Origin of the sequence: Butyrivibrio sp. CB08 (assembly GCF_003625485.1) — a bacterium.
Classification (GTDB): domain Bacteria; phylum Bacillota; class Clostridia; order Lachnospirales; family Lachnospiraceae; genus Butyrivibrio.
In genome coordinates this window covers 1-25,404 of sequence record NZ_RAIR01000006.1, presented here as the reverse complement: position 1 = coordinate 25,404, position 25,404 = coordinate 1, and the positions used below count along the sequence as shown (strand labels likewise).

21 protein-coding genes and 1 other RNA gene are annotated in these 25,404 nt (G+C 43.7%); 20 read left to right on the top strand and 2 right to left on the bottom strand.

From position 1 onward, the window contains the following. Positions 1–106 precede the first annotated feature (106 nt). The 13 genes from D6855_RS11285 (at position 107) to D6855_RS11225 (ending at position 14,667) form a co-directional block, all read left to right on the top strand. Complete coding sequence (locus tag D6855_RS11285; protein WP_120741103.1) at positions 107–1,207, top strand: phosphate/phosphite/phosphonate ABC transporter substrate-binding protein; 1,101 nt, start codon at positions 107–109, stop codon at positions 1,205–1,207. Positions 1,208–1,287: 80 nt separating this feature from the next. After that, a complete protein-coding gene (gene phnC / locus D6855_RS11280; RefSeq protein ID WP_120741100.1) occupies positions 1,288–2,058 on the top strand; it encodes a phosphonate ABC transporter ATP-binding protein in 771 nt (256 codons plus the stop codon). Between the two features lie 5 nt (positions 2,059–2,063). After that, a complete protein-coding gene (phnE, locus tag D6855_RS11275) occupies positions 2,064–2,891 on the top strand; it encodes a phosphonate ABC transporter, permease protein PhnE (protein WP_120741454.1) in 828 nt (275 codons plus the stop codon). A 15-nt stretch (positions 2,892–2,906) separates the two neighbouring features. Further along, entirely contained in the window at positions 2,907–3,716 is an 810-nt protein-coding gene (gene phnE / locus D6855_RS11270) for a phosphonate ABC transporter, permease protein PhnE (protein WP_120741098.1), read from the top strand. A 17-nt stretch (positions 3,717–3,733) separates the two neighbouring features. Further along, positions 3,734–5,275, top strand: coding sequence for a bifunctional metallophosphatase/5'-nucleotidase (locus tag D6855_RS11265; protein ID WP_120741097.1), 1,542 nt, complete (start codon positions 3,734–3,736; stop codon positions 5,273–5,275). Between the two features lie 99 nt (positions 5,276–5,374). After that, positions 5,375–6,250, top strand: coding sequence for a methionyl aminopeptidase (locus D6855_RS11260; protein ID WP_120741096.1), 876 nt, complete (start codon positions 5,375–5,377; stop codon positions 6,248–6,250). 23 nt (positions 6,251–6,273) lie between these two features. Further along, positions 6,274–8,313 carry a methionine--tRNA ligase gene (gene metG, locus D6855_RS11255; RefSeq protein WP_120741095.1) on the top strand — a complete coding sequence of 680 codons (2,040 nt, stop codon included), beginning with the start codon at positions 6,274–6,276 and terminating at the stop codon, positions 8,311–8,313. Between the two features lie 177 nt (positions 8,314–8,490). Further along, positions 8,491–9,441: an alpha/beta fold hydrolase gene (locus tag D6855_RS11250; RefSeq protein ID WP_120741094.1), complete on the top strand. Its 951-nt coding sequence runs from the start codon at positions 8,491–8,493 to the stop codon at positions 9,439–9,441. 52 nt (positions 9,442–9,493) lie between these two features. Beyond that, the gene (locus D6855_RS11245; protein WP_120741452.1) at positions 9,494–9,919 is read left to right on the top strand and encodes a GNAT family N-acetyltransferase; all 426 of its coding nucleotides are present in this window, start codon (positions 9,494–9,496) and stop codon (positions 9,917–9,919) included. Between the two features lie 24 nt (positions 9,920–9,943). Then, positions 9,944–10,720 carry a YesL family protein gene (locus D6855_RS11240; RefSeq protein WP_120741093.1) on the top strand — a complete coding sequence of 259 codons (777 nt, stop codon included), beginning with the start codon at positions 9,944–9,946 and terminating at the stop codon, positions 10,718–10,720. Next, positions 10,707–12,155 (top strand): GGDEF domain-containing protein, encoded by a 1,449-nt coding sequence (locus tag D6855_RS11235; protein WP_120741091.1) that lies wholly within the window; start codon positions 10,707–10,709, stop codon positions 12,153–12,155. The genes D6855_RS11240 and D6855_RS11235 overlap by 14 nt, the downstream gene beginning before the upstream one ends. Before the next feature lie 204 nt (positions 12,156–12,359). After that, complete coding sequence (locus tag D6855_RS11230) at positions 12,360–13,469, top strand: ABC transporter ATP-binding protein (protein ID WP_120741089.1); 1,110 nt, start codon at positions 12,360–12,362, stop codon at positions 13,467–13,469. 109 nt (positions 13,470–13,578) lie between these two features. Next, the gene (locus tag D6855_RS11225) at positions 13,579–14,667 is read left to right on the top strand and encodes a PucR family transcriptional regulator (protein WP_120741087.1); all 1,089 of its coding nucleotides are present in this window, start codon (positions 13,579–13,581) and stop codon (positions 14,665–14,667) included. 37 nt (positions 14,668–14,704) lie between these two features. Here the strand turns inward: D6855_RS11225 and ffs are convergent. Both ffs and D6855_RS11215 read right to left on the bottom strand, forming a co-directional pair. Then, an RNA gene (gene ffs / locus D6855_RS11220) (signal recognition particle sRNA small type) lies at positions 14,705–14,804 on the bottom strand. Between the two features lie 78 nt (positions 14,805–14,882). Beyond that, positions 14,883–15,296, bottom strand: a complete 414-nt coding sequence (locus D6855_RS11215; RefSeq protein WP_120741085.1) for an RrF2 family transcriptional regulator — start codon at positions 15,294–15,296, stop codon at positions 14,883–14,885. Between the two features lie 93 nt (positions 15,297–15,389). On the opposite strand from D6855_RS11215, the gene tadA reads away from it, so the two are divergent. The 7 genes from tadA (at position 15,390) to D6855_RS11180 (ending at position 25,155) form a co-directional block, all read left to right on the top strand. Continuing rightward, complete coding sequence (tadA, locus tag D6855_RS11210; protein WP_120741083.1) at positions 15,390–15,911, top strand: tRNA adenosine(34) deaminase TadA; 522 nt, start codon at positions 15,390–15,392, stop codon at positions 15,909–15,911. Continuing rightward, a complete protein-coding gene (locus D6855_RS11205) occupies positions 15,904–17,451 on the top strand; it encodes a DUF3502 domain-containing protein (protein ID WP_147368139.1) in 1,548 nt (515 codons plus the stop codon). The genes tadA and D6855_RS11205 overlap by 8 nt, the downstream gene beginning before the upstream one ends. An 86-nt stretch (positions 17,452–17,537) precedes the next feature. Next, the gene (locus D6855_RS11200; protein WP_120741080.1) at positions 17,538–19,829 is read left to right on the top strand and encodes a hydratase; all 2,292 of its coding nucleotides are present in this window, start codon (positions 17,538–17,540) and stop codon (positions 19,827–19,829) included. Positions 19,830–19,885: 56 nt separating this feature from the next. After that, positions 19,886–21,397 carry a glycoside hydrolase family 9 protein gene (locus tag D6855_RS11195; protein ID WP_158589511.1) on the top strand — a complete coding sequence of 504 codons (1,512 nt, stop codon included), beginning with the start codon at positions 19,886–19,888 and terminating at the stop codon, positions 21,395–21,397. 82 nt (positions 21,398–21,479) lie between these two features. Beyond that, the gene (locus tag D6855_RS11190; RefSeq protein ID WP_120741076.1) at positions 21,480–22,274 is read left to right on the top strand and encodes an alpha/beta fold hydrolase; all 795 of its coding nucleotides are present in this window, start codon (positions 21,480–21,482) and stop codon (positions 22,272–22,274) included. A gap of 9 nt (positions 22,275–22,283) precedes the next feature. Next, positions 22,284–23,930, top strand: coding sequence for a Mur ligase family protein (locus D6855_RS11185; protein WP_120741074.1), 1,647 nt, complete (start codon positions 22,284–22,286; stop codon positions 23,928–23,930). Positions 23,931–23,952: 22 nt separating this feature from the next. Then, entirely contained in the window at positions 23,953–25,155 is a 1,203-nt protein-coding gene (locus D6855_RS11180) for a D-alanine--D-alanine ligase family protein (protein ID WP_120741073.1), read from the top strand. The last annotated feature ends 249 nt before the right edge of the window (positions 25,156–25,404 follow it).

Here is a 25,404-nt window from a genome sequence, read left to right as displayed (position 1 = left end):
ACATAAAATACGTTCGTGTAGTTAGCAAGGAATTCCCCATGTGGATACACATGGGGATTTTTTTGCGAAAAAATTATAAAAACGCCTATTTTAGGCAGGAGGATTTATGAAGAGATTTTTTGCGACAATGGTTGCAGGCATTTCATGCGTAGCAATGCTTGCAGGATGCGGCAATTCTGCATCAACAGAAACAGTAGCTGAGCCAGCTACAACAGAAACTGCAGAGACTACAGAGGCAACTGCTGTAGAGACACCTGCAGAGTCAGTAAAGATCGACAAGGTTACAATCGGCTTTGTTCCTTCTCGTGATCCAGACGAGATCGTTACAGCTACAGAGCCTCTTAAGGAGCTCCTTACAACTGAGCTTGCTGGCCTTGGCTATGAGGTTGGTGAGGTTGATATCACTGTTGGTACATCTTACGAGGCAGTAGGTGAGGGACTTTCAGCTGGTACAATCGACGTAGGACTTATCCCTGGTGGTACATATGTACTTTACGAGGATGGCTGTGATGTTATCCTTACAGCTACAAGAGATGGTCTTTCAATCGAGAGCCCAGACGCTAAGGTATGGAACGACAACAAGCCAACAGAGCCAACACCTGAGAACCAGGTAACATTCTACCGTGGACTTATCATTGCAGGTCCTTCAGATGCTGGTAAGGCAATCTCTGAGAAGGTTAACAATGGCGAGGAGATCACATGGGAAGATCTTGACGGACTTAACTGGTCAGTTATGAACTCTTCATCTTCTGCTGGATATATCTATCCTTCACTCTGGCTCCAGGCTAACTATGAGAAGCACATCACAGACCTTACACACGCTGTACAGGCTGATTCTTATGGTAACGCTTTTGCTAGACTTGCTTCAGGCCAGATCGACGTTCTTTGCTGCTATGCAGATGCAAGACGTGACAACGAGGAGAAGTGGACAACAGAGTTTGGCAGAACAGATTCTATCTGGGATGAGACCAATGTAATTGGTGTTACAGATGGTATCTACAACGATACAATCAGCGTAAGCAAGACTTCAGCTGTTATGGATGATGCATTCAAGGCAGCTCTTACACAGGCATTCATCAACATCGGAAACACAGATGCTGGTAAGGAAGTAATCTCTATCTACAACCACAACGGATACGTTGAGGCTAAGGCAGAGGACTATGAGTCTGAGAGAGCAGCTCAGGAGCTCATCAAGTCAATGCAGTAATTATTAGTTAAATATGGGGAGGTTTTTAGCCTCCCCTATTTTTTGCTGTTTATAGTTTGTTTTTTTCGGGAGAAGGTAAAATGATCAAGTTCGAAAACGTAGGAAAAGTATATCCAAACGGTTTTGAGGGCCTTAAGAATGTGGACCTCACAATTGAGCAGGGGGAATTTGTTGCTATCATCGGTCTTTCTGGAGCCGGCAAATCTACACTTATTCGTACCATCAACAGGATGCACGATGTTACAAGTGGAAAACTCACCGTGGATGGTGTTGATGTGATGAGCTTGTCCGGAAAAGCTCTTAGAAGATTCAGAAGAAAGATAGGAATGATCTTCCAGTCCTTTAACCTGATCACAAGGACTACTGTAATAAAGAACGTTCTTACTGCTTTCGTTCCTGATATGCCATGGTACAGATCAGTATTTGGTATCTATACCAAGGAAGAAAAGATCAAAGCTTTAGAGTGTCTTGATAAGGTTGGTATCCTTGACAAGGCATTTATCAGAGCTGACCAGCTTTCTGGTGGTCAGCAGCAGAGAGTTGCTCTTGCCCGTACTCTTGCACAGAATCCACAGATCATTCTTGCGGACGAGCCAGTTGCAGCCCTTGACCCTGTTACAGCCAACCAGGTTATGGGAGACTTTAAGAGGATCAACGAGGATATGAACATCTCAATCCTCATCAATATTCACCATATCGACCTTGCTCTTAAGTATGCCACAAGAGTAGTTGGTATCAGAGCTGGTGAGATCGTATTCGACGGACCAGCATCTGAGGCAACTCAGGAAGTTCTTGATAAGATCTACAACGGAAAGGTAGACCGCGACGGCAACATTCAGGAAGAGGGGTGATTTTGGTGAAGCTTAGTTTATACGACAAGATCTTTAAGCCAAAGGAATACGTTCTTCCTAATGGCAAAAAAGCATATAAGAAAGCCTCAAGAGCACCAATCTACCTCATTCTTGTACTTGCTATGTGTGCTCTTTCGGTAAAGATAACAGGCTTTGATATGAAGATACTTACCACAAGAATTGGTCAGTTCTTCGTAATCCTTGGTGAGATGTTCCCACCAAAGACAGGCTACATGCCTACAGTATGGAATCCTCTTTTTGACACCATCAAGATGTCACTTCTTGGTTCCGTAGTAGGTGCTTTATTATCAGTTCCATTTGCAATGCTTGCCAGCACCAATGTGTGCCCAAGCAAGATTATTGTTTCCATCATGAGAGTAATGTTCTCACTTATAAGAACACTGCCAACAATCGTTATCGCTCTTGTTGCAACTCTTGTTTTTGGACTTGGAACTTTAGCCGGTACAGTAGCTATTGCCGTTTTCTCTTTTGGCTATATCGGCAAACTTACATATGAAGAAATAGAGACAGTTGACATGGGAGCCTTCGAGGCTATGCAGGCCATGGGTGCCACAAGAAGACAGGCATTTGTTTCTGCCATTATCCCTCAGGTCCTTCCATTCTATCTTTCAAACTGCCTCTTCAACTTTGAAGGAAATGTTAGATACGCTGCAGTTCTCGGATACGTAGGTGCTGGTGGTATCGGTCTTATCCTCAATGAAAAGATAAGCTGGAGAGAATATCCAAGCGTTGGAATGATCCTCATAGCTTTGTTCGTAACAGTATTTATCATTGAGTCAGTAAGCCGTGCGCTTCGTAAGAAGCTTGTCTGACCGGGAGGATTTACCATGAATCAGAGAATTGTAGAAGCTTATGAAAAAAGACCCAAAGACTGGGTATATAATCTGACCACCGCACTCATCGTGGTTGGACTTCTTGTTTGGAGTGCCAGCGCAGTTGAGACCAGTGGCTCAACACAGGACGGCGGACAGATCGCGCTGAACGTCCTTTCAGGAATTTTCCATCCTGACCTTAGCTTTTTGTTTGATATGACAAAGAGCGGTGTTCCTTACCTTATGCTTGAGACAGTATGTATTGCTTTCCTTGGAACCATTGTTGGTGCCATCATTTCAATACCTCTTGCATTTATTTCAGCATCAAACCTTACTCCTAAGCCAATCGCTTTTGCAGGAAGGATCATCATAATGGCAGCTCGTACAATCCCTGCTTTTGTATACGGTCTTATGTTTATCCGTGTTACAGGACCAGGAGCCTTCGCAGGTCTTCTTACCATGGGCGTTTGCTCAATCGGTATGATCAGCAAGATGTACATCGAGGCCATCGAGGACCTTGATACTCACGTTATCGAGTCTCTTGACGCCGCAGGCTGCAACACATGGCAGAAGATCAGATATGGTATCCTGCCACAGCTTATGCCAAACTTTGCATCAACTGCTATTTACAGATTTGATATCAATCTTCGTGACGCAACCATCCTTGGTATGGTAGGCGCCGGCGGATTTGGTGCACCTCTTATCTTTGCCATGAACTCCTACAGATGGAATGAGGCAGGAGCTCTTTTGGCAGGACTTATCGTACTGATCCTCATCATTGAGTACATCTCAACAAGGATCAGAGTTAAGCTCACAAGAGGTTGATTATAAGAGGAATAAAAATGAGAATCGTATTTACATCAGATACACATGGAAGTTTATATCCTGTAAACTACGCACAGAATTGCCCCGAGAACACGGGGCTTTTTTGTGTTGCTGCGCAGATTAAAAAAGACGAAAATACCCTTGTTCTTGACGGAGGAGACTCCCTTCAGGGAACACCTCTTTTGTCCTATTATCTCGGACATAAGGATGAGTATGAGTTTAATCCTATGGCAGAGGGCTTCAATGCCATGGGCCTGGACTATTACACTCTTGGAAATCACGACTTCAACTTTGGGTATGATGCCATCCTGGATTATGTAACGGCCATGAAGGCTCAGCTTGTAAGCTGCAATGTTGTGGATAAGAGAGGCGCTCTTTGTATAAAGAGGAGCGTAGTGCATACCATGCCAGATGGACTTAGGGTTGGTATCACCGGCGCTGTTACCGGCTTTGTAAACGTATGGGAGCAGAAGGAAAACCTCACAGAGCTTGAGGTCCTTGATCCAATAGAGGAGCTTGAAAAAGAGCTTTCTATTCTTAAGGAAACTTGCGATTTAACTGTCTGCATCTACCACGGAGGCTTTGAGGAGGATCTTTCAACAGGTAAGCTCCTTTCAGAGTCCAGAGAAAATGAGGCCTGCAGGATCTCAAGGGAGATGGATTTTGACATCCTTCTTACAGGCCATCAGCACATGGCGGTTGAGGGCGTAATGATTGATGGAACCTACGGAGTACAGCCACCGGATAAGGCAAGGAAGTACTGCGAGCTTACTATTGATGGCACAAAGGGAAGCTTTGATATTTCATCAAGTCTTAAGTCTGTTGAAGCTCCTGGAAGTGAATACGAAGAGATAGCAGCAGCTCATGAGTTTATGAACGGACTTAATGCCACTGTAGATAAGTGGCTTGATGAGCCAATCGGATTTTTGGAAAAAGAGATTCAGCCTGAGGAGAAGCTTTCTGCAGCCCTTAAGGGAAGCAAAGTGGCAGCAATCTTTAACCAGGTGGAGCTTGATTTTACCGGGGCGGATTTTGCCTGCACAAGCCTTTCAAATGACCCACTTGGCCTTAAGAAGGGCATAACTGTAAGGGATGTGCTTGGAATCTACCAGTTTGCCAATACCATTGAAGTTAAGTCTGTGACCAGGGCAGTGCTCAAGCAGGCTCTTGAGAGATGCGCTGAGTATTTTGATTACGATGAGGAAACAGGCAAGGTTAGCATTTCCAAAGTGTTCCTGCAGCCTAAGGTTGAGCACTACAACTACGATTTCTACGCTGGACTCTGGTATGAGTTTGATCTCACAAGACCAGTTGGAGACAGGGTTGTGACCCTTAAGAAGATTGATGGAACTGAGCTTTTGGAGGATGCGGAATATACTCTTGCCCTTAGCAATTACAGGGCAACTGGAACAGGAGGATATGAGTGCATAGGCCAGAGACCTGTGGTTCGCAGTACTTCTGAGGAGATGCCAGATCTTCTTATTGATTACATCAGAAAGAACAGCCCTGTTCCTGAGATAATCAACAGCAGGTTCTCCTGCAAGCCGCAAGAACAGTGAATTATTTGACTTTTGACTATCAAAAAGGCATACTATATTTGTTGAAGTAGCCTCACTTGGTCCCAAGGAGAGGCGTCTTACGTTATAAAGAAGGATATTATGTACAAAAGATTAGACAGAAACGATCAGTGCTGGTGTGGGAGCGGCAAAAAATATAAGAGTTGCCACGCTGCATTTGACGACAAGATAATTAAATATGAGCACCAGGGAATGATAGTTCCATCAAGACACCTTTTTAAAACAGAAAAGGATATTGAGGGTATTAAGAAGAGTGCGGTCATCAACATGGCAGTACTTGATGAGATAGGTGAAAAGATTCACGCTGGTATGTCCACACAGGAGATTGACGATATAGTCATGAACACCACCAAGAAAATGGGCGGTATTCCGGCAGATCTCGGATATCAGGGATTTCCAAAGAGTGTGTGTACATCTATTAACGAGGAAGTATGTCACGGTATTCCATCCGAGGACATCATTCTGAGAGAAGGGGACATAGTAAACGTTGATTGTTCCACTATCCTTGACGGTTATTACTCGGATTCTTCACGAATGTTCTGCATCGGCGAAGTTTCTCCCGAGAAGAAGCGTCTCGTCGATGTGACCAAAGAGTGCCTTGAGGAAGGTCTTAAGGCAGTTATTCCATGGACACCTATTGGAGACATGGGCAATGCAGTACATCAGCACGCTCTTAAGAATGGCTACACAGTAGTAAGAGAGATTGGCGGACATGGCTGTGGCAATGATTTCCACGAAGAGCCTTTCGTTAGCTTTGTCAGTGAGCCTGGAACCGGAATGCTGATGGTACCTGGTATGGTATTTACCATTGAGCCTATGGTCAATATGGGTGGCAATGAGATATTCGTAGATGAAGAAAATGACTGGACTGTCTATACAGCAGACCTTAAACCTTCTGCACAGTGGGAGGTAGAGCTGCTGGTAACAGAGACAGGTTACGAGCTTTTATGCTGGTAATAAAGTAGGAAGGTGATTATACAATGCAGAATAAAGGGAAATACTATATTACAACAGCTATTGCATATACTTCAGGTAAGCCTCATATCGGAAACAGCTATGAGATAGTCCTGGCAGATGCAATTGCAAGATATAAGAGAAGAGACGGATTTGACGTATTCTTCCAGACCGGTTCTGACGAGCATGGTCAGAAGATCGAGACAAGAGCCATCGAGGCTGGATGCGACTCACCAAAGGAGTTCGTAGATCAGGTTTCTGATACTATCAAAGGCCTTTGGAATCTCATGGACACATCTTATGACAAGTTTATCAGAACTACTGATGACGACCACGTTAAGCAGGTTCAGAAGATCTTCAAGAAGTTCTATGACCAGGGCGATATCTATAAGGGATCATATAAGGGAATGTACTGTACAGAGTGTGAGGCTTTCTACACAGAGTCTCAGCTTGTAGATGGCAAGTGCCCTGAGTGTGGCGGTCCTGTTCACCCTGCAGAAGAGGAAGCATACTTCTTCAAGATGAGCAAATACGCTGACAAGCTTATTGAGCACATCAATACTCACCCAGAGTTTATTCAGCCTGTATCCCGTAAGAATGAGATGATGAACAATTTCCTTCTTCCAGGACTTCAGGATCTTTGCGTATCAAGAACATCTTTCAAGTGGGGAATCCCGGTTGATTTTGATGACAAGCACGTTGTTTATGTATGGCTTGATGCTCTTACAAACTATATCACCGGTATTGGATATGATGCTGATGGCAACAGCTCTGAGCAGTACAAGAAGTACTGGCCTGCAGATCTTCATCTTATCGGAAAAGACATTATCAGATTCCATACAATCTACTGGCCAATCTTCCTGTTTGCACTTGGAGAGCCACTTCCAAAGCAGGTATTTGGACATCCATGGCTCCTTCAGGGCGGCGAGAAGATGAGTAAGTCCAAGGGCAACGTTATCTACGCTGATGATCTTGTAAGTATCTTTGGTGTTGATCCTGTAAGATACTTCGTTCTTCACGAGATGCCTTTTGATAACGACGGTGTTATCACATGGGAGCTCCTTGTAGAGCGCTTCAATTCAGATCTTGCCAACACTCTTGGAAACCTTGTAAATCGTACTATCGCTATGAGCAACAAGTATCTTGGCGGAGTGGTTGCAGACAAGGGAGTAAAAGAGGCAGTTGATGACGACCTTAAGGCAGTAGTTACATCATGCTACAACAAGGTTGAATCCAAGATGGATGAGCTTCGTGTGGCTGATGCCCTCACAGAGATATTCACACTCTTTAAGAGGTGCAACAAATATATCGATGAAACTGAGCCATGGATCCTTGGTAAGGACGAGGCCAAGAAGGACAGACTTTCAACAGTTCTTTACAACCTTGTAGAGTCTATCAGCATTGGCGCAGCACTCCTTGATCCATTTATGCCTGAGACAGCTCAGAAGATCAAGGAACAGCTCTCAGCTCCTGACAGAGATTTTGATACTCTTTCAGAGTTTGGTAAGCTTCCAAATGACACCAAGGTATCTGACGCTCCAGAGATGCTCTTTGCGAGAAAGGACTTAAAGGACGTTCTTGAGAAGGCAGCAGAGATCACCAAGAAGCAGAAGGCAGAGTTCGAGGAGTCACAGAAGAAGGCAGCAATAAACCTTGCCAAGGCTGGACTTGCTCCTGCTCCTGTAGAGAAGGCTGCAGATTCTTCAGAAGAGAAGGCTGCGATCGATATCCCTGCAAAAGAGGAAATCACTTTTGACCAGTTTGGTGCCATGCAGTTCCAGGTAGGTGAGATCATTAAGTGCGAAGCAGTTGAGAACTCCAAGAAGCTCATTTGCTCACAGGTTAAGATTGGAAGCCAGGTTAAGCAGATTGTATCAGGTATCAGAAAGTACTATTCTCCAGAGGAGATGGTTGGCAAGAAGGTAATGGTTTTAGTAAACCTTAAGCCTGCCAAGCTTGCTGGTGTTCTTTCAGAGGGAATGCTACTCTGCGCAGAGGATGCAGATGGCAATCTTTCTCTCATGACACCTGAAAAAGAAATGCCTAGCGGAGCAGAAATCTGCTGATAATAAGTGGATCAAAGTCCATGAGGCTCATGGACACATGAATGACTCATGGACCTTGAGACACAAACACGCATGAGGAAGTAGCACGTAGTGCGAATTCCGAATGCGTGCATGGATTGCGTACGCAATCCATGTTATTATATATACATACACTATTCTTATAGGGAGGAATTCCGAATGGTACGCAAAGAAGAACTGACTTACAAATCAAGAGACAGGCAGACAATGCTTCACGCTATCAGATGGATTCCGGAAGGTGATCCTATCGCTATCCTTCAGATCATCCACGGAATGCAGGAGTATGTCGATCGCTATGATGAGTTTGCCAATTATCTTGCAGAGAGAGGAATACTTGTTATAGGTAATGACCATCTTGGACATGGCGGATCTGTTGGTACCAATGGAACCAAGGGATTTTTCTGCAAGGACGATCCTGCGACAGTTCTTGTAAGAGATGCCCACAGACTTAAAAAGATGACTCAGGAGGACTATCCTGGAATTCCTTGCTTTATCTTAGGACACAGCTTTGGCTCTTTTATTGCCAGAGAATATATCACCAGATATGGAACAGGTATCAAGGGTGCTATCATTCAGGGAACAGCCTTCATGCCAACAGGAACAGTCAAGAGTCTTGCTGGTCTTGTCAGCTTCATGCAGTTTATTAAGGGCGAGAAGACAAGAAGCCACACAATAAACAACATGGCCTTCAAGGGATATCTTAAGAGGATCCCTAACCCAAGGACCAAGTTTGACTGGCTCTCACACAATGAAGAGAGTATAGATAAGTACATTGCAGATCCATTCTGTAACTTCGTCTTTACAATTAATGGCTTCAAGACTATGGCTGAGCTTCTTAAGAGAATCCAGGATGTGGAGAAGATGGAGGATATTCCTAAGAACCTTCCAATCCTTATCACTGCTGGTAAGGAAGATCCTGTAGGCAGCTATGGAGATGCTCCTAAGAGACTTTACACAATATATACAAATGAACTTCACATTGAGAATGTTGAACTGAAGCTCTATGACGGAATGCGCCACGAACTTCAGCAGGAGATAGGCAGAGAAACTGTATTTGAGGATCAGTATAACTGGCTTAAGAAAGTGATTGATGGTGGAGCAGCAAATTGACACGTCAAAAATAATGGTAAGGTGCGCTTACCATTCTGACTGGGATGGGGCGATGAAGCTCGCATGGGATACCTTTGTGAGATTCGACGCCCCTGACTATTCTCAGGAGGGAATAGAGAATTTCCGAAAGTTTGTAAATGATGATATGCTCAGGAAGATGTTTGTGGCAGGTCATTATCAGCTTTTTGTTGCCGTAGACGATTCCAGGTATGTGGGTATGCTGTCTTTGCGTGAAAAGAAGCATATCTCTCTTTTATTTGTAGATGAACGCTATCACAATCATGGAGTAGCTACGGCTCTTCTTAACTTTGTGAAACGATACGCTTATGAGGAAGAAGGTGTTGACAAGCTTACCGTCAACTCATCACCTTACGCCGTGGGATTTTACCACAAAAAAGGCTTTAAGGACCTTCAGGGGGAGACCACGCTTGATGGCATCAGATTTACGCCCATGGAGCTGGTAATAGGAAACAGATAGAAAATAGGAAGGAAATAGTTTTAAATGGGGAGAATTTTTGATCTTGATAGTCCTATTATGAGGGGACTTAGCAAAATGGCCGATGTTATGTGGCTCAATATTCTGGTGCTTGTTTTTGCACTGCCACTTATCATTCAGCAGTACCTTATGCTTGGGGCCATGGCCTATGACGAGCAGGGATTTGTTATCAACTACGTGTTCTGGGCATGGATAGTTGGTATCGTAGCTTCAATACCTCTTGGAGCAGCCCTTACAGCGATGCACTTTGTTCTCTTGAAGATCGTAAGAGATGAAGAGAGTTACATAACCAAGACATTCTTTAAGTCATACAAAGAGAACTTCAAACAGAGTTCAATTCTGATGATAATTCAGTTTATCGCAGCAGGCATACTTGTAATGGATTTCCTCCTTATGAGAAATGCCGGCGTTGTTTACAGATATATCATTACTGCAGCATCTATCGTTTTACTGATGGCAGCGATGTATATTTTTCCACTTCAGTCCAAGTTCCAGAACACTATACTTGGGACACTGAAGAATTCATTTTTGGTTGCGATCATGGCTCTTCCTAAAACAATAGCCATGGTAGTTGTTTCTCTTTTTCCAATACTTCTTTATTACTTCTTCGGATTTAAGCTTGTACCTCTTATCATCCTCATTGGAATAGCAGGCCCTGGATATGCCTGTGCGGCGCTTTACAATGAGACTTTTAAGAAGTTTGAGCCCAAGGAAGAAGAGGTATCTGAGGAGCAGGAACTTGAGAATGCTATAAAGAAAATAGAAGAAGATGACCAAACATAAGAGATCATTTCTAAGATGGCTTGTTCCGCTTTTATGCTATTACGCTGTTCTGGCCATATTCCTAACTGCATATTGGAAGCAGGCATACAACAGGGCTGTTGATGCAAAAGAGAATGAGATAGCCTTTGATGTAGAGCTTGCCATGGATGATATTGACTTCTCTGTAGAGGAAGCCACAGCTCGTATTGCACAGATTTCAGAGGCTTTTTCCCTTTATACCCTTTCTTACAACAAGAATCAGATCACTCTGCTTCTTAAGAACATGGTTGAGGAGACAGATCTTTCGTATTCTATAATCTGTGATCTTGATGGAGCAGGCTATGACATGGATGGCCGCGACGTGAATATCAGCAAGGAGTCCTATTTTGATGATGTGGCAGCTGAGTATTCAAGGGGCGGACTTGGGATGCTCCTTCCTGATGGACAGACTGACCTTGACCAGGAGATCCTCATAGTAAGCGGACTTACCTTTGGCAACAAGGAAAAGGGATATCTCATTTCCAAGATTCCGGTTGTAATAGTGTCCGAGCAGCTCTTCCAGGACAAGTACATTGCAAACAGGTCTGATATTGTTACTATAGATGGCGATATCCTTACCTTCGGCCACAACAAGAAGCATTCTGCCACAGCAGGTGTAACAAGGCAAAAGCTCTGGACCAACCTCCCTTCAGGAATCTCAAAGGATACCATTAAACTTAGTATTTCTCAGAAAAATGTATACATATCAGACATTCCTGACTATGGCTATGTAATCGTAGTGCCTTTTGCCAAGATGACAGGCGCAGTGGTTACATTCATCACAGAAGATGAGATGAAGCAGATGATAGATCCTGATCTGGATGAAGTCAGATACTTGTACACATGGCTTTTCCTTTCATCTATTTTCCTCGTATTTCTTGTATTTTTTGCTAACGTCGTTAGTAATTATATTGAGAAAAAGAAACGTGAAAAGAGATTTACCGCTGTTGAGAGAGATATTGTTACCGGACTTATGACAAGACTTTCAGCTACAAGAGCGATAGAGTCCTACATTGCAGAGCCGGGAGAAAAGAGAGGCCTTCTGTTTATCATTGGCTTAAACAGCAGCGATAAAGACAAGAAAGAAACTGCTTTTACAAACGAAAGAATAAAGGAGTTTTCCCGTGTTCTGGAGATGAACTTTAGAGCTACGGATATTCTGGGAAGGATTTCTGATACTGAATTCATGGTATTTCTTAAGGATATCCATGAAGACAAGGACGTAAGAAAGCAGACTGATCACATGCAGATGTTCCTTCACGACGTCAGGGTCACAGATGGGGAGATGGAAATATCTGCCAACGCAGGTGCAGCTCTTTACCCTGATAATGGCAAGGGAGCCCATGATATCATAGCCGCTGCACAGAACGCCCTTGCAAATTCCCGCAAAGATGGCGATGGAAGGCTGTCTTTCTGATAAAAAAGCAATAGGCAAATTGCACAGTGATATTTTGGTTTATTCGTCAACATTTTGGGGATGGAGCAAATTGCTCCAAAATCTAGGCAGATTGGCTAATGAAATATAAAATATTTGTGAAAATGGTGAATAGTCAATAATCTGCCAAGCACGTATACTTTAACCTAGCAAAAAGCTTTGTACAAAATAGGAGGATTAATCGGTATGGCAAGTTTATCACTTGAGCATGTAACTAAAGTTTATCCTAACGGTTTTGAGGCTGTTAAAGATTTCAACCTTAACATCGAGGATAAAGAGTTTATTATTTTCGTAGGACCTTCAGGATGTGGAAAGTCTACAACTCTTCGTATGATCGCTGGACTTGAGGATATCTCTTCAGGAACACTTAAGATCGGTGACAGAGTTGTTAACGATGTAGAGCCTAAGGACAGAGATATCGCCATGGTATTCCAGAACTACGCTCTGTATCCACACATGACTGTATATGATAACATGGCTTTCGGACTTAAGCTTAGAAAAGTTCCTAAGGCAGAGATCGACAAGATGGTTAGAGATGCTGCTAAGATCCTTGATCTTGAGAAGCTCCTTGATCGTAAGCCTAAGGCTCTTTCAGGTGGACAGAGACAGCGTGTTGCTATGGGACGTGCTATCGTTCGTAACCCTAAGGTATTCCTTATGGACGAGCCTCTTTCAAACCTTGACGCTAAGCTCCGTGTTCAGATGAGAACAGAGATCGCTAAGCTTCACCAGAGACTTGGCACAACAATCATCTACGTTACACATGACCAGACAGAGGCTATGACTCTTGGTACAAGAATCGTAGTTATGAAGGATGGTGTTGTTCAGCAGGTTGACACACCTCAGAACCTTTACGACAAGCCAGGCAACCTCTTCGTTGCTGGATTCATGGGATCACCTCAGATGAACTTCCTCGATGCAGAGGTTGAGGTTCAGGGTGACAGCGCTTGCCTGAAGATCGCTGGACAGTCAATCGAGCTTCCACCTGCAAAGGCTAAGAAGCTTATCGACGGCGGTTACGCTGGAAAGACTGTTACATTCGGTATCCGTCCTGAGGATGTTGATGATTCTGAGATGGTTGTTAACACATCTAAGGCAGTATTCGAGTCAACAATCAACGTATACGAGCTTCTCGGTGCAGAAGTTTACCTGTACTTTGATCTTGCTGAGTTCCCTATCACAGCTAGAGTTGATTCTCGTACAACAGCTAGACCTGGCGATAAGGTTAAGTTTGCATTCGATGTTGAGAAGATCCACATCTTCGACAAAGAGACAGAGCAGACAATCACAAACTAATAAAGATTTTTCAAGGAGCTGCGCTTTTTGGCGCAGCTCTTTTCGTTTAGGGGCAATAAGTGATATACTCATATTTAGAGAGGTTTTTTCAGCCTAAGGGGGTTAAACTATGATAACTGCACAGATAATTAAAACCAGCATCGAAGAACTTAGCACAATTACTAAGGTTGAGCTATGTGTAATGGATCTTAGCGGGGATGTAGTTGCCTCCACCAGTGAAAAAGACTTCCTGGATGTTTCGATAGTAGTAAGCTTCGCCAATTCACCTGTTGATTCACAGGTTATTGGTGATGTTCATCTGTTTAAGGTTCTGGATGATTCAGATCCGGCCTATATTCTTCTTGCTAAGGGCGATTCCGAGCACGCATACATGGTTGGTAAGATTGGCGTAAGTCAGCTTCAGGGCCTTGTTCTCGCTTACAAGGAAAAGTTCGACAGGAATAATTTCTTCCAGAATCTTCTTCTGGACAACATGCTTCTTATAGACGTATATAACAGAGCAAGAAAGCTCAAGATAGAGGTCAATGCCCCAAGAGTTATCGTGCTTGTTGAGATAGGCAATGCTACTGATAACATGGCCCAGGAGCTTCTTGGAGGAATGTTTGGAAGTCACTCCGGTGATTTTGTTACAGCTGTTGATGAGAACAGCGTGATCCTCATTAAGACTCTCTCTAAGGGTCAGTCCTACGACGAGGTTCACAGGATCGCTACAACCATCGTAGATATGATGAATACTGAGGCTATGCTCAATGTCCGCGTATCCTATGGCGCGATAGTTGATGAGCTCAAAGACCTTAGCAAATCCTACAAGGAAGCCAAGATGGCTCTTGAGGTTGGCAAGATCTTCTATGCAGAAAAGAAGGTTAACGCGTACAACACTCTTGGAATTGGAAGACTTATCTATCAGCTTCCAGAGAGCCTCTGCAGATTGTTTATTGATGAGATATTTGGGGACAATGAAGTTCCGGATGATCTGGATGAGGAGACCCTCAACACGATAAATAAGTTCTTTGAAAACAACCTCAACGTCTCAGAGACTTCAAGGCAGCTGTTTGTTCACAGGAACACACTTGTTTATAGAATTGAGAAACTGGAAAAGAGCTGCGGGCTGGATGTTAGAAAGTTCGATGATGCCCTGACATTTAAGATAGCTATGATGGTAATCAGCTATATGAAATATCTTGAAAAAAAGAGCTGATGTCGATGCTCTAAAGGATGCATGCACGTCTCTCCGGAAGAAGCAGGCGACCTTACAACACATGAAAGGTTCCACTTAGTGCTGCTTCGTTCCCGACCTGACACGGTTCGCGGATTTCCATTGCATAAGACCCACTCCCTCACAGAAGTGCAGCTACATGCACCCTTTACAAAACCGCTCTATTACTATACTTACTTTTTGGATTTATGTCAAACTCACTTTTGCTGTCCTAACAGGTCCTGTAGAGTGAAGCTGTCAATATATTCGTTGATGACCTTATCAAGGCCCTGCCAGAAGATGGCAGTGGAGCATTCACTGGCTAGTGGACAGGAAAGACCTTCGGAGTCAGCTGTGCATTCAACAGAAGCCAGGGACCCTTCTACCGTTCTTAAAATATCCCCTACATTTATATCTGAAGGAGCCTTGGAGAGCCTGTGTCCTCCGTTGCTTCCACGCATGCTGTCAAGGTAGCCACCTTTGTTAAGGGCGGATACTATCTGCTCCATGTACTTGGGTGTAATGCCCTGTCTGTTAGAAATATCTTTAAGCGCTATGTATTCTCCGTTGTTGTGGAGCGCCAGATCAAGCATGACTTTCAGCGCGTATCTTCCTTTTGTGGATATCTTCATTGTGTACCTCGAATAAAAAACTTATAATAGAAATGAGCTGTAAAAATATAATAGCAAAAACAAAAAGCAATTACTACCAAATTGGTATGAATTATGAAAAAAGAACCATTGTCTGAAGAAGAGAAAAAAGACATTAAATATATGAAGGCTGCCCTGGCACAGGCAAGAAAAGCGTACAAGCTTGGAGAGGTGCCAATTGGCTGCGTTATAGTATATGAGGACAAGATAATAGGAAGGGGATACAACAGGAGAAATACCGACAAAACGCCCCTTGCCCACGCTGAGATAACTGCCATCAAAAAGGCAGGTAAGTACATGAAGGACTGGCGCCTTGAAGGATGCAAGCTGTATGTGACCTTAGAGCCCTGCCAGATGTGCTCAGGAGCAATTGTCCAGGCCAGGATCCCAGAGGTCATTATGGCTGCTGAGAATCCCAAGGCGGGATGTGCCGGATCTGTAATGGATATCCTAAATAATCCCGATTTTAATCATCAGGTCCTGGTAAAGAAAGGTGTGCTCCAGGATGAGTGCAGTCAGATGTTAAAAGAGTTTTTTGTGGAGCTACGTGCTAGAAATAAAGCTGAAAAAGAGCAGAAAGGTAAAGCCTGTGAATAAGAGGATTGTATCAATTCTACTTGTTATAACAATGCTGTTTGTCACAGTGGGCTGTGGCGCTCCTAAGAGAAGTGGGTATCGCAATCAGGCGGCTATGGATGAGATTGATTTTGGCGAGGAGCCTGTGACCATTACCTATCTTACCATTGGAGACAAGCCTACTAATGGTAGAACAGAAGAAGTCATAGAGAAGCTTAATAAGATCCTGGAAAAGAAACTCAATGCCAGACTTGATATTTACTATGTGGGTTGGACAGATTATCTGGAAAACTACAACAATACAGTAAAGACCAAGGAGCTGGGCGTTGATCTTATTGGCACGGGATCAGATTGGCTTGATGCATGGCCTAACGTCATGGAAGGCAATTTCATGCCTCTTTCTGAGGATATGCTTCGCACCTACTGTGCAGTAACTTATACCAATGTTCCCAAATCTATATGGAGAAGCTGCTCTTACAACGACAATATCTATTTTATTCCAGAGAACGAGTACACCCAGTGGACCAATCATGGTTTTATCTACAGAGAGGATCTTGCAAAAGAGGCTGGCCTCTACGAGATCAACTCCTGGGAAGATCTGACTACCTACTTTTCAAGTGTCAGAGAGAATCATCCTGACATGATCCCTTGGGACACCGATGGAAAATCAAGCATAGTACCTCTTGGGTACATAATGAGTAAAAGAAATTATGCCCCAATCTATGAGCTAACAACTTATGGACTTTGGGGAGAGGACCTGAATAATAAGGGCAAGATCATTTCCCCATATTACAAGGGAGATGAGCTTATTGAATACGCAAAGCTCATGAAGGAATGGCGTCTCAAGGGAGTATTTAGAAGTGATATGTCTCTTATAGGGGATAATAATGCTGAGTTCTACATGGGCGAATCATCAGTAATTCAGCACCATACCCAAAACTTCTATACAGTTATTAAGCCAAGGGTACAGATCGATATGCCAGAGACTAACGTGAAGTTTTACTGGTTTGGAAAAGAGAATGGAAATCTTCTCAAGGTATCCAACCTCCACGGAGCCATGGCTGTATCAGCTTACTCAGAGCATCCGGAGAGAGCTCTGATGGTCTATGACATGATCAGAAACGATGAGGAATGCTATAACCTCATGCGTTACGGTATAGAGGGTGTACAGTATGAATTTACCTCAAGCCATATGGTGGAAAAGCCAAGTGGTTACAATGAGAACAAGGACAGCTTTGTTACCAATTTCTGGTGGGGAAGAAGAGATGAGTATGAGGCTCCGGAGGCTACATTTGCGCTGGATGATTATTACACTCTTGTAAACAGCTACGAACATGTGGCAGAGCCATATCCTTGGGAAGGCGTTCCTTTCTCAACGCCTTATATAAACGAAGAACTCAAAGCGATCAGCGCTATATGCGATGAATATATTCCGCAGATCAACATGGGAGCCTATGTGGGTCCACCAGAGGAGAAGGTTGCGGAGTTCAGGGCCAAATTAAAACAGGCTGGATTTGAAAGAATTACTGGTCAGATACAGAGAATTTATAATGAACAGTAAAAAATATCATATTATTGGGATATGATTTGTGCTAAAATAGCGCAAATGCGTATTTTTAGATAATGGTATGAATTAGGAGGAGCACAATGGTAACGACTTTGGACAAGGGATGCTATCTGGTTAACGGGGAAACCCTTATACCAGCAGATGGCGAAGCAGCTGCTAAGCTTTCAGGACTTGGCATTACAGAGGCAGAAAGAGATTCAGCAAAAGAGAATACTATCGCCTATGGTATTTTGAAAGATCACAATACATCAGGCAACATGGACAAGCTCTGTGTTAAGTTTGATAAGCTCACATCACACGATATTACCTATGTTGGAATTATCCAGACAGCAAGAGCATCAGGACTTGAGAAGTTCCCTATTCCATATGTTCTTACCAATTGCCATAATTCACTGTGCGCAGTAGGCGGCACAATCAATGAAGATGACCACATGTTTGGACTTACAGCAGCCCAGAAGTACGGCGGAGTATATGTTCCACCTCATCAGGCTGTAATCCACCAGTATGCAAGAGAGATGCTCTCTATGGGCGGCGGAATGATCCTTGGTTCTGACTCCCACACAAGATACGGAGCACTTGGAACAATGGCCATCGGAGAGGGCGGACCAGAGCTTGTTAAGCAGCTTCTTGGTCAGACCTATGACGTAGACAGACCAGAAGTCGTAGCTATTTATCTTGAAGGAACACCTAAGAAGGGTGTAGGACCTCAGGACGTTGCCCTTGCGATCATTGGCAAGGTATTTGGAAATGGCTATGTTAAGAATAAGGTAATGGAGTTCGTAGGACCTGGCGTTAAGAACTTAAGCGCAGACTTCAGAATTGGCGTTGACGTTATGACAACAGAGACTACCTGCCTTTCATCTATCTGGGAGACAGATGACGAGATCAAAGATTACTACGAGATCCACGGCAGATCAGCTGATTATAAGGAGCTTAAGCCTGGCAAGGTTGCTTACTATGACGGCCTTGTTAAGGTTGACCTGGATTCACTTAATCCTATGATCGCTATGCCATTCCACCCAAGTAATGTTTACGAGATCTCTGAGGTTAATCAGAATCTTGAGGATATCCTTGAGGAAGTAACAAAGCGTGCAAAGGTAAGCTTTGGTGATAAGGTTGAATACTCACTTAGAGATAAGATCGTAAATGGCAAGTTTGTTGTTGACCAGGGAATCATCGCTGGATGCGCAGGCGGCGGATTTGAAAATATCTGCGCTGCAGCTGATATCTTAAAGGGCAACTTTATCGGTAACGACAGATTTACACTTAGCGTATATCCTGCTTCAACACCTATCTACATGGAGATTGTTAAGAACGGCGCTGCAGCTACTATTCTTGAGACCGGAGCAATCCTTAAGACAGCATTCTGCGGACCTTGTTTTGGTGCTGGCGATACACCTGCTAACAACGCCTTCAGTATCAGACACTCAACAAGAAACTTCCCTAACAGAGAAGGTTCTAAGGTTCAGAATGGTCAGGTTGCATCTGTTGCACTTATGGATGCCCGCTCAATTGCAGCTACTGCAGCTAATAAGGGCGTTCTTACACCTGCAACTGATTTTGATGGTGAGATCAACAAGTACAAGTATCACTTCGACAGCAAGATATATCAGAACAGAGTATTTGATTCAAAGGGCGTAGCTGATCCTTCAGTAGAGCTTCAGCTTGGTCCTAACATCAAGGATTGGCCTAAGATGTCAGAGCTTCCTAAGAACCTGGTTCTTAAGGTTGTATCTGAGATCCACGACCCTGTAACAACAACCGATGAGCTCATTCCATCAGGGGAGACTTCTTCCTACAGATCCAATCCTCTTGGCCTTGCAGAGTTCACTCTTTCTAGAAAGGACCCTGAGTATGTAGGCCTTGCAAAAGAGGTAAGGGCTGCTCAGGATGCACTCATAGAGGGATCAGATCCAGTAGCAGCATTCCCTGAACTTAAGGGCGTTATGGATGTTATTGGAAAAGAGTATGCTGACGTAAATAACAGTAACGTTGGATTTGGCTCTACTATCTTTGCTGTTAAGCCTGGTGATGGATCTGCCAGAGAGCAGGCTGCGTCCTGTCAGAAGGTACTTGGCGGATGGGCAAATATTGCTAACGAGTATGCTACAAAGAGATACCGTTCAAATCTCATTAACTGGGGTATGCTTCCACTTATCATTGATGAGGGAGATCTTCCATTTAAGAGACTTGATTATATCTTCCTTCCAGACATCAGAGAGGCAGTTGAGGCTAAGAGTAGCACAATAAAGGCTTTTGCTGTTTCAGGTTCATCTATGAAGGAATTTACTCTTAAGATGGGTGATCTTACAGATGATGAGAGACAGATCATCCTTGATGGTTGTCTTATAAACTTCAACCGCGTAAAATAATTAATATGTCTTATGAGTGTAATTTGTTTAAAAGAATAACAGTAACTGGTTTAGTTATGACTATGATTGGAAGCGTCGCAGGTTGCGGCGCTTCTTCTGCTGAAATGCCTACGGAGATAGCAGAGCTTACAGGGACTGCGGCGGCTTCTGTGGACTATCAGGTTCCAACTCAGGTCCCAGCAAGCCTGGTGGATCAGGTTGGATATTCCTCTGAGTCAGAAAAGGTGGTTGTATTTAAGGGAGAGGACATATCAGGCAGCTTTGGCGTATATAACATAGAAAATGGCAAACTTGTTTATACAGGAGAGATACTTAAACCTGTGTTCAATGAAGCCCTAGGAGAGTATGACAGCCTGGGATACTTTAACGACCTTCAGGAAGAGGGACAGTACTGTATCTACACAGATGCAGTGGGAGAGTCATACTCTTTTACAGTGTCAGAGGATGCTTACAGAGAACTGTTTAATGAGGCCTGCAAGAAGTACTACATAAACAGGTGCGGAATCGGACTTTCAGAAAACTATGCAGGGGACAATGCTCACAGTGCCTGTCACACCACAATGGCACATCTTCAGGAGGATATGTCAGTATCCATAGATGTGACTGGAGGCTGGCATATGGACGAGCAGGCAAGGCGTGACACAGCTCTTGGCAGCAGGATTGCTGAGAACCTCCTTATGGCCTACGAGATGAATCCTTCGGCCTTTACCGACGACACAGGAATACCTGAGAGTGAAAATGGAATCCCGGATATCCTTGATGAAGTAAAGTACGAGGTTGACTGGCTTTTAAAGATGCAGGATCCAAGAACAGGTGGTGAGTACGCGGCGGCAATGACCAATGTTCAAAAGGGCGGGGACGTGTTTGCTGCTCCAGTTCTGGTATCGCCAGTGTCCATGGATGCCACGATCTCTTTTGCCTCAATGATGGCTAGATTTAGTTATTTCTATCAGCAGTACGATTCTGAGTTTGCAACCACTGCTCTTAAGGCGGCGGACAGGGCTTTTTCCTGTTTCCTCAACAACCAGAAGGCAGAGGATGATTCAGCAGCGTTTAAGGCGGCAGCACAGCTTTACAGGGCGACAGGATCTCAAACATACGCAGATGTGCTGGGAATGTATTTTGATAAGCCTGACTTTGATCAGCTCTTTATAAGCGATGAGAATATTTTCCTTGGTTCTGTAACATATCTTTCCATCAACCAGAAGGTGGATGTGGACAGATGCACATATCTGATGAAGCTTCTTATGAAGGCTTCTGAGGACATCGCTTCAAGGGCTTCAAAATCCAGCTATCTTGTGACGGATGAGGCAGGCAGGGGTGGTTTTGACACTATCTTAAAGGATATGAGATGTCTTACCATAACGGACCACATTATTTATAACCATGAATATACAACCATCATTGAGAACCACGTACACTTCCTTGCGGGCATGAATCCCAAGGCGGTTAATTATCTAACTGATGCCACAGAGAGGACCTACCAGGAAACAGGAGAGAGCGGTGTTATGAACGATCCTGAGTCAGTAGCTCTTTTGATATTCATGCTTAGCGTCCTTGAACAGTGAAAATTTGAGTAGCACTTTTTCCAAAATGATAGCCTCTTTTTGGTTTGCAACTGCTTTTGGGTAGTGTTAATATGGATGGGTCATGAAAGCGATAATAGGTGATTTAAATATCAATTACATAGATGAGGGCCAGGGGCCGCTCCTTGTGATGCTCCATGGATGGGGATCTAACATCGATCTCTTTTCCCAGGTGATAAACTTCACCAGGAAGGGCTATCACACAGTAGCGATGGATATGCCAGGCTTTGGTAAGAGCGATGAGCCCAAAGAGCCCATGAACGTCGACGACTACGTAAACTTCGTTCTCGATTTTATTAAGACTCTTTATCCTGAGGAAAAAGAGATCATTTTCCTTGGTCATTCTATGGGCGGAAGGATAATAATCAAGCTGGCTTCCGGAATACATGATGGAAGGATCGAGAGCTCTTTTACCATACCAAAGGTGATACTTACGGATTCAGCAGGAATCATTCCTGTTAAGACCGAGGCTCAAAAGAAGAGAACAAGGAGATACAAGTTCTACAAGAACCTTATTACCAAAACGGGAATTGCAAAGGCTTTCCCGGGAACACTTGATGCTCTTCAAAAGAAATTTGGAAGTGCGGACTATGCTGCAGCTTCACAGGTTATGAGACAGAGCCTTGTAAAGGTTGTAAATGAGGACCTGGAGCCATATATGCCTTCAGTGACAATGCCGGTACTGCTTATCTGGGGCGACAAGGACACAGCTACGCCGCTCTCTGACGGTCAGAAGATGGAGAAGCTCATGCCGGAAGCAGGCCTTGCAGTTATCGAAGGCGCAGGGCACTACAGCTTTATCGACAACACATATCTGTTTAACAAGATTCTGGGAAGCTTTCTTGGAATCGGTTTTTGAGGTAATTAGATGCTTTTTTACATTCTTGTATATCTGCCAATCATATGCTTTGCAGTTCTGGGGCTTCGCTATCACACCCACATGCTGCAGCTTTCAAGCTATCAGTTTCAGGGGTACTTCAGACACCTTAGGACTGATATTGTAAGATGTATAGCCCATATCTCTTTTATCCTGCTGTTTGTTCTTACCATGGCAGGAGAGGGCGTAAACCGAGGAATAAGGCTCATTGCCATGGTCCTTTTGTTTGCGGTTTACATCGGGCTTATCATCTCTTACATTCCCAAGCAGGCCAAAAAGAAATTTGTGGTAACCGACAGGGTCAAGAGACTTTTTGTCACATATGTGATCATCTCAGCTCTGATGCTGGTTCTGCCAATGATGATATACAGCTTCGGACTTAGAAAAGAAGGTCAGGACCTTGGCACAGCGTTCATGTCCATGGCTTTGGCAGTTATTCTCTTTGTTCTGTACATTGGTCTTCTGCCACTTATTCCTGCTCTTGCAAATCTCATCAATAAGCCAATCGAGAACAGAATTAATAGGTGGTTCATCGACGACGCAGTGAGGATGATCAACGAGCATGGAAACCTTCGTATCATCGGTATCACAGGAAGCTTTGGTAAGACCAGTGTAAAATACTACCTGACAACTCTTTTGTCAGAGGGCTTTAATGTTCTTATGACTCCTGAGAGCTACAACACTCCAATGGGAATCGTAAGGACCATAAGAGAGCATCTTAAGCCAACCCACGAGATATTTGTCTGCGAGATGGGTGCAAGACACCTTCATGATATAAAAGAGATAACGGATATCGTTCACCCTGATGATGGAATCGTAACTTCCATTGGCTATCAGCATCTTGAGACTTTCCACAGTCTTGAGAACATCATTAGCACCAAGTATGAGCTTTTGGATGCTGTTGATGAAAAAGAAAAGCAGCAGGGGAAAGAGCCTGGCAAACACCTTAAGTTTGTTAACGGCGACAACGAGATCATCAGAGCCAACATGAAGTATCAGGACGCCATAACCTACGGTCTTAACGATGGCAATGATTATCAGGCAAAAGACATACAGGTGACCGGAGCTGGAACCAGCTTTACCGTAACAACTCCTTCAGGGGAGAACGCAGAGTTTACAACCAAGCTTGTTGGCAGACACAATGTTGAGAATATCGTGGGAGCCATAGCAGCAGCCCACAGTCTTGGCGTTCCATTTAATAAGCTTAAGATGGCAGTCAGAAGACTTGCCAGCGTTCCACACAGACTTGAACTTGTTAAGCACGGGAATGTTTCAATTCTCGATGATGCATATAACTCCAATCCAAACGGAGCAAAGGTTGCTCTTGAGACACTGTCTCTTTTTGAGGACAGCGTTAAGATCCTTGTAACACCTGGAATGGTTGAGCTTGGAGAAAAGGAAGCTGAGTACAATGAGGAGTTTGGAAGACAGGCAGCAGCTGTCTGCGATTACATTATCCTTGTGGGACAAAAGAACAGCGCAGATATTGAAAGAGGCGCGCTTTCAGCAGGCTTTAATAAGGACAACATTTTTACAAAGGCAAGCTTTAATGAGGCTTCCGAGCTGATGTATCAGATAGATGCTGGAAAAGAAAAGGTCATTCTCCTTGAGAACGATCTTCCAGATAACTATAAGTGATTTAAATGAAAGAAGGCATATTATGAAGCTAAAGGTAGCAGTTTTATTTGGCGGAAAAAGTACAGAGCATGAGATCTCAATCATCTCAGCAATTCAGGCTATAGGTTCTATCAACAAGGATAAGTATGAAGTTATCCCTGTTTACATGACCAAGAACAACGACTTTTACGTTGGTGAGTCTATCGGAACTATCGAGGAGTACACCAATATCCCTCAGCTCCTTAAAAAGAGCACACAGGTAATCTGGGTCAAGGAAGGGGACAGAGTAAGCCTCGTAAGATACCCTATGAAGAAGTTTGGAAACAATGTGATCACAACAGTTGACGTTGCTTTCCCTATCGTTCATGGAACAAACGTTGAGGATGGAACCCTTCAGGGCTATCTTGCTACAATGGGACTTCCTGTAGTAGGATGCGATGTTCTCTCATCAGCTGTTGGAATGAACAAGTACGTTATGAAGACTGTTCTTAAGGACAATGGAATTCCTGTCCTTGACTGCAAGTGCTACACATGGAAGGACTATGAGGATGTTGACGCTCTTGTAGCCAAGATTGAGGCTGCTTTCTCATATCCAGTTATCATCAAGCCACTTAACCTTGGTTCAAGTATCGGAATCAAGAAGGCATCAGACAGAGATGGACTTTTAGAGGCTCTTGAGCTTGGATTTGAGTTCTCAAAGAAGATCCTTGTTGAGCATGCTATTGAAAATCTTAAAGAGATCAACTGCTCAGTCCTTGGTGACTACGAAGAAGCTGAGGCTTCAGAGTGCGAGGAGCCAATCAACTCAGATGAGATCCTTTCATTCGAGGATAAGTACATTGGCGGAGCCAAGGGCTCAGCTATGGGTGGACAGTCAGGTTCAAAGGGAATGGCTTCTCTTAAGAGAAAGATCCCTGCAGACATCTCATCAGAGATGAGAGACAAGATCAGAAAGATGGCAGTAGATTCATTCATCTGCCTTGGATGCACAGGAGTATCCAGAATCGACTTCATGATCGACATGGATACCAATGAGGTATATCTCAACGAGATTAATACTATTCCTGGATCCCTTGCTTTCTATCTCTGGGAACCTCTTGGAATGAAGTACGAGCATCTTCTGGACAATATGATCCAGCTGGCTCTTAAAGCCGACAGAGAAAACCATAAGGTAGTTTACTCCTTCGAGACCAACGTCCTTGAAGGCGTTCACCTCGGTGGCGGCAGCAAGGGTAGCAAAATGTAATTTATCAATAAAAATGGGCTGTGGAATAATTCCACAGCCCTTGTTTTTGGATACTCTCATAATGGCACTAACCTACGGAAATGCCTGTATATACCTTCAGCGAAGGTTTTTGATCTGTGAAGGTATACTTTTGGGATAAAACCTGCACATAGGTATAAAAAAGTATACCTTCTGAAGTGATAACGTAAAAGTAGACACCTAACTTATTTTTGTAAACAGGAATAACCTTTTGCTGCTACACTAGAGTAA

Bases quoted from the DNA above. Each gene is read 5' to 3' on its own strand.
- D6855_RS11265 (WP_120741097.1), top strand. From the start codon at position 3,734: ATGAGAATCGTATTTACATCAGATACACATGGAAGTTTATATCCTGTA.
- D6855_RS11185 (WP_120741074.1), top strand. From the start codon at position 22,284: ATGCTTTTTTACATTCTTGTATATCTGCCAATCATATGCTTTGCAGTT.
- D6855_RS11200 (WP_120741080.1), top strand. From the start codon at position 17,538: ATGGTAACGACTTTGGACAAGGGATGCTATCTGGTTAACGGGGAAACC.
- D6855_RS11215 (WP_120741085.1), bottom strand. From the start codon at position 15,296: ATGAAGATATCCACAAAAGGAAGATACGCGCTGAAAGTCATGCTTGAT.
- D6855_RS11190 (WP_120741076.1), top strand. From the start codon at position 21,480: ATGAAAGCGATAATAGGTGATTTAAATATCAATTACATAGATGAGGGC.
- D6855_RS11285 (WP_120741103.1), top strand. From the start codon at position 107: ATGAAGAGATTTTTTGCGACAATGGTTGCAGGCATTTCATGCGTAGCA.
- D6855_RS11235 (WP_120741091.1), top strand. From the start codon at position 10,707: ATGACCAAACATAAGAGATCATTTCTAAGATGGCTTGTTCCGCTTTTA.
- phnE (WP_120741098.1), top strand. From the start codon at position 2,907: ATGAATCAGAGAATTGTAGAAGCTTATGAAAAAAGACCCAAAGACTGG.
- phnC (WP_120741100.1), top strand. From the start codon at position 1,288: ATGATCAAGTTCGAAAACGTAGGAAAAGTATATCCAAACGGTTTTGAG.
- D6855_RS11240 (WP_120741093.1), top strand. From the start codon at position 9,944: ATGGGGAGAATTTTTGATCTTGATAGTCCTATTATGAGGGGACTTAGC.
- metG (WP_120741095.1), top strand. From the start codon at position 6,274: ATGCAGAATAAAGGGAAATACTATATTACAACAGCTATTGCATATACT.
- D6855_RS11260 (WP_120741096.1), top strand. From the start codon at position 5,375: ATGTACAAAAGATTAGACAGAAACGATCAGTGCTGGTGTGGGAGCGGC.
- tadA (WP_120741083.1), top strand. From the start codon at position 15,390: ATGAAAAAAGAACCATTGTCTGAAGAAGAGAAAAAAGACATTAAATAT.
- D6855_RS11250 (WP_120741094.1), top strand. From the start codon at position 8,491: ATGGTACGCAAAGAAGAACTGACTTACAAATCAAGAGACAGGCAGACA.
- D6855_RS11180 (WP_120741073.1), top strand. From the start codon at position 23,953: ATGAAGCTAAAGGTAGCAGTTTTATTTGGCGGAAAAAGTACAGAGCAT.
- D6855_RS11225 (WP_120741087.1), top strand. From the start codon at position 13,579: ATGATAACTGCACAGATAATTAAAACCAGCATCGAAGAACTTAGCACA.
- D6855_RS11195 (WP_158589511.1), top strand. From the start codon at position 19,886: ATGACTATGATTGGAAGCGTCGCAGGTTGCGGCGCTTCTTCTGCTGAA.
- D6855_RS11245 (WP_120741452.1), top strand. From the start codon at position 9,494: ATGAAGCTCGCATGGGATACCTTTGTGAGATTCGACGCCCCTGACTAT.
- D6855_RS11230 (WP_120741089.1), top strand. From the start codon at position 12,360: ATGGCAAGTTTATCACTTGAGCATGTAACTAAAGTTTATCCTAACGGT.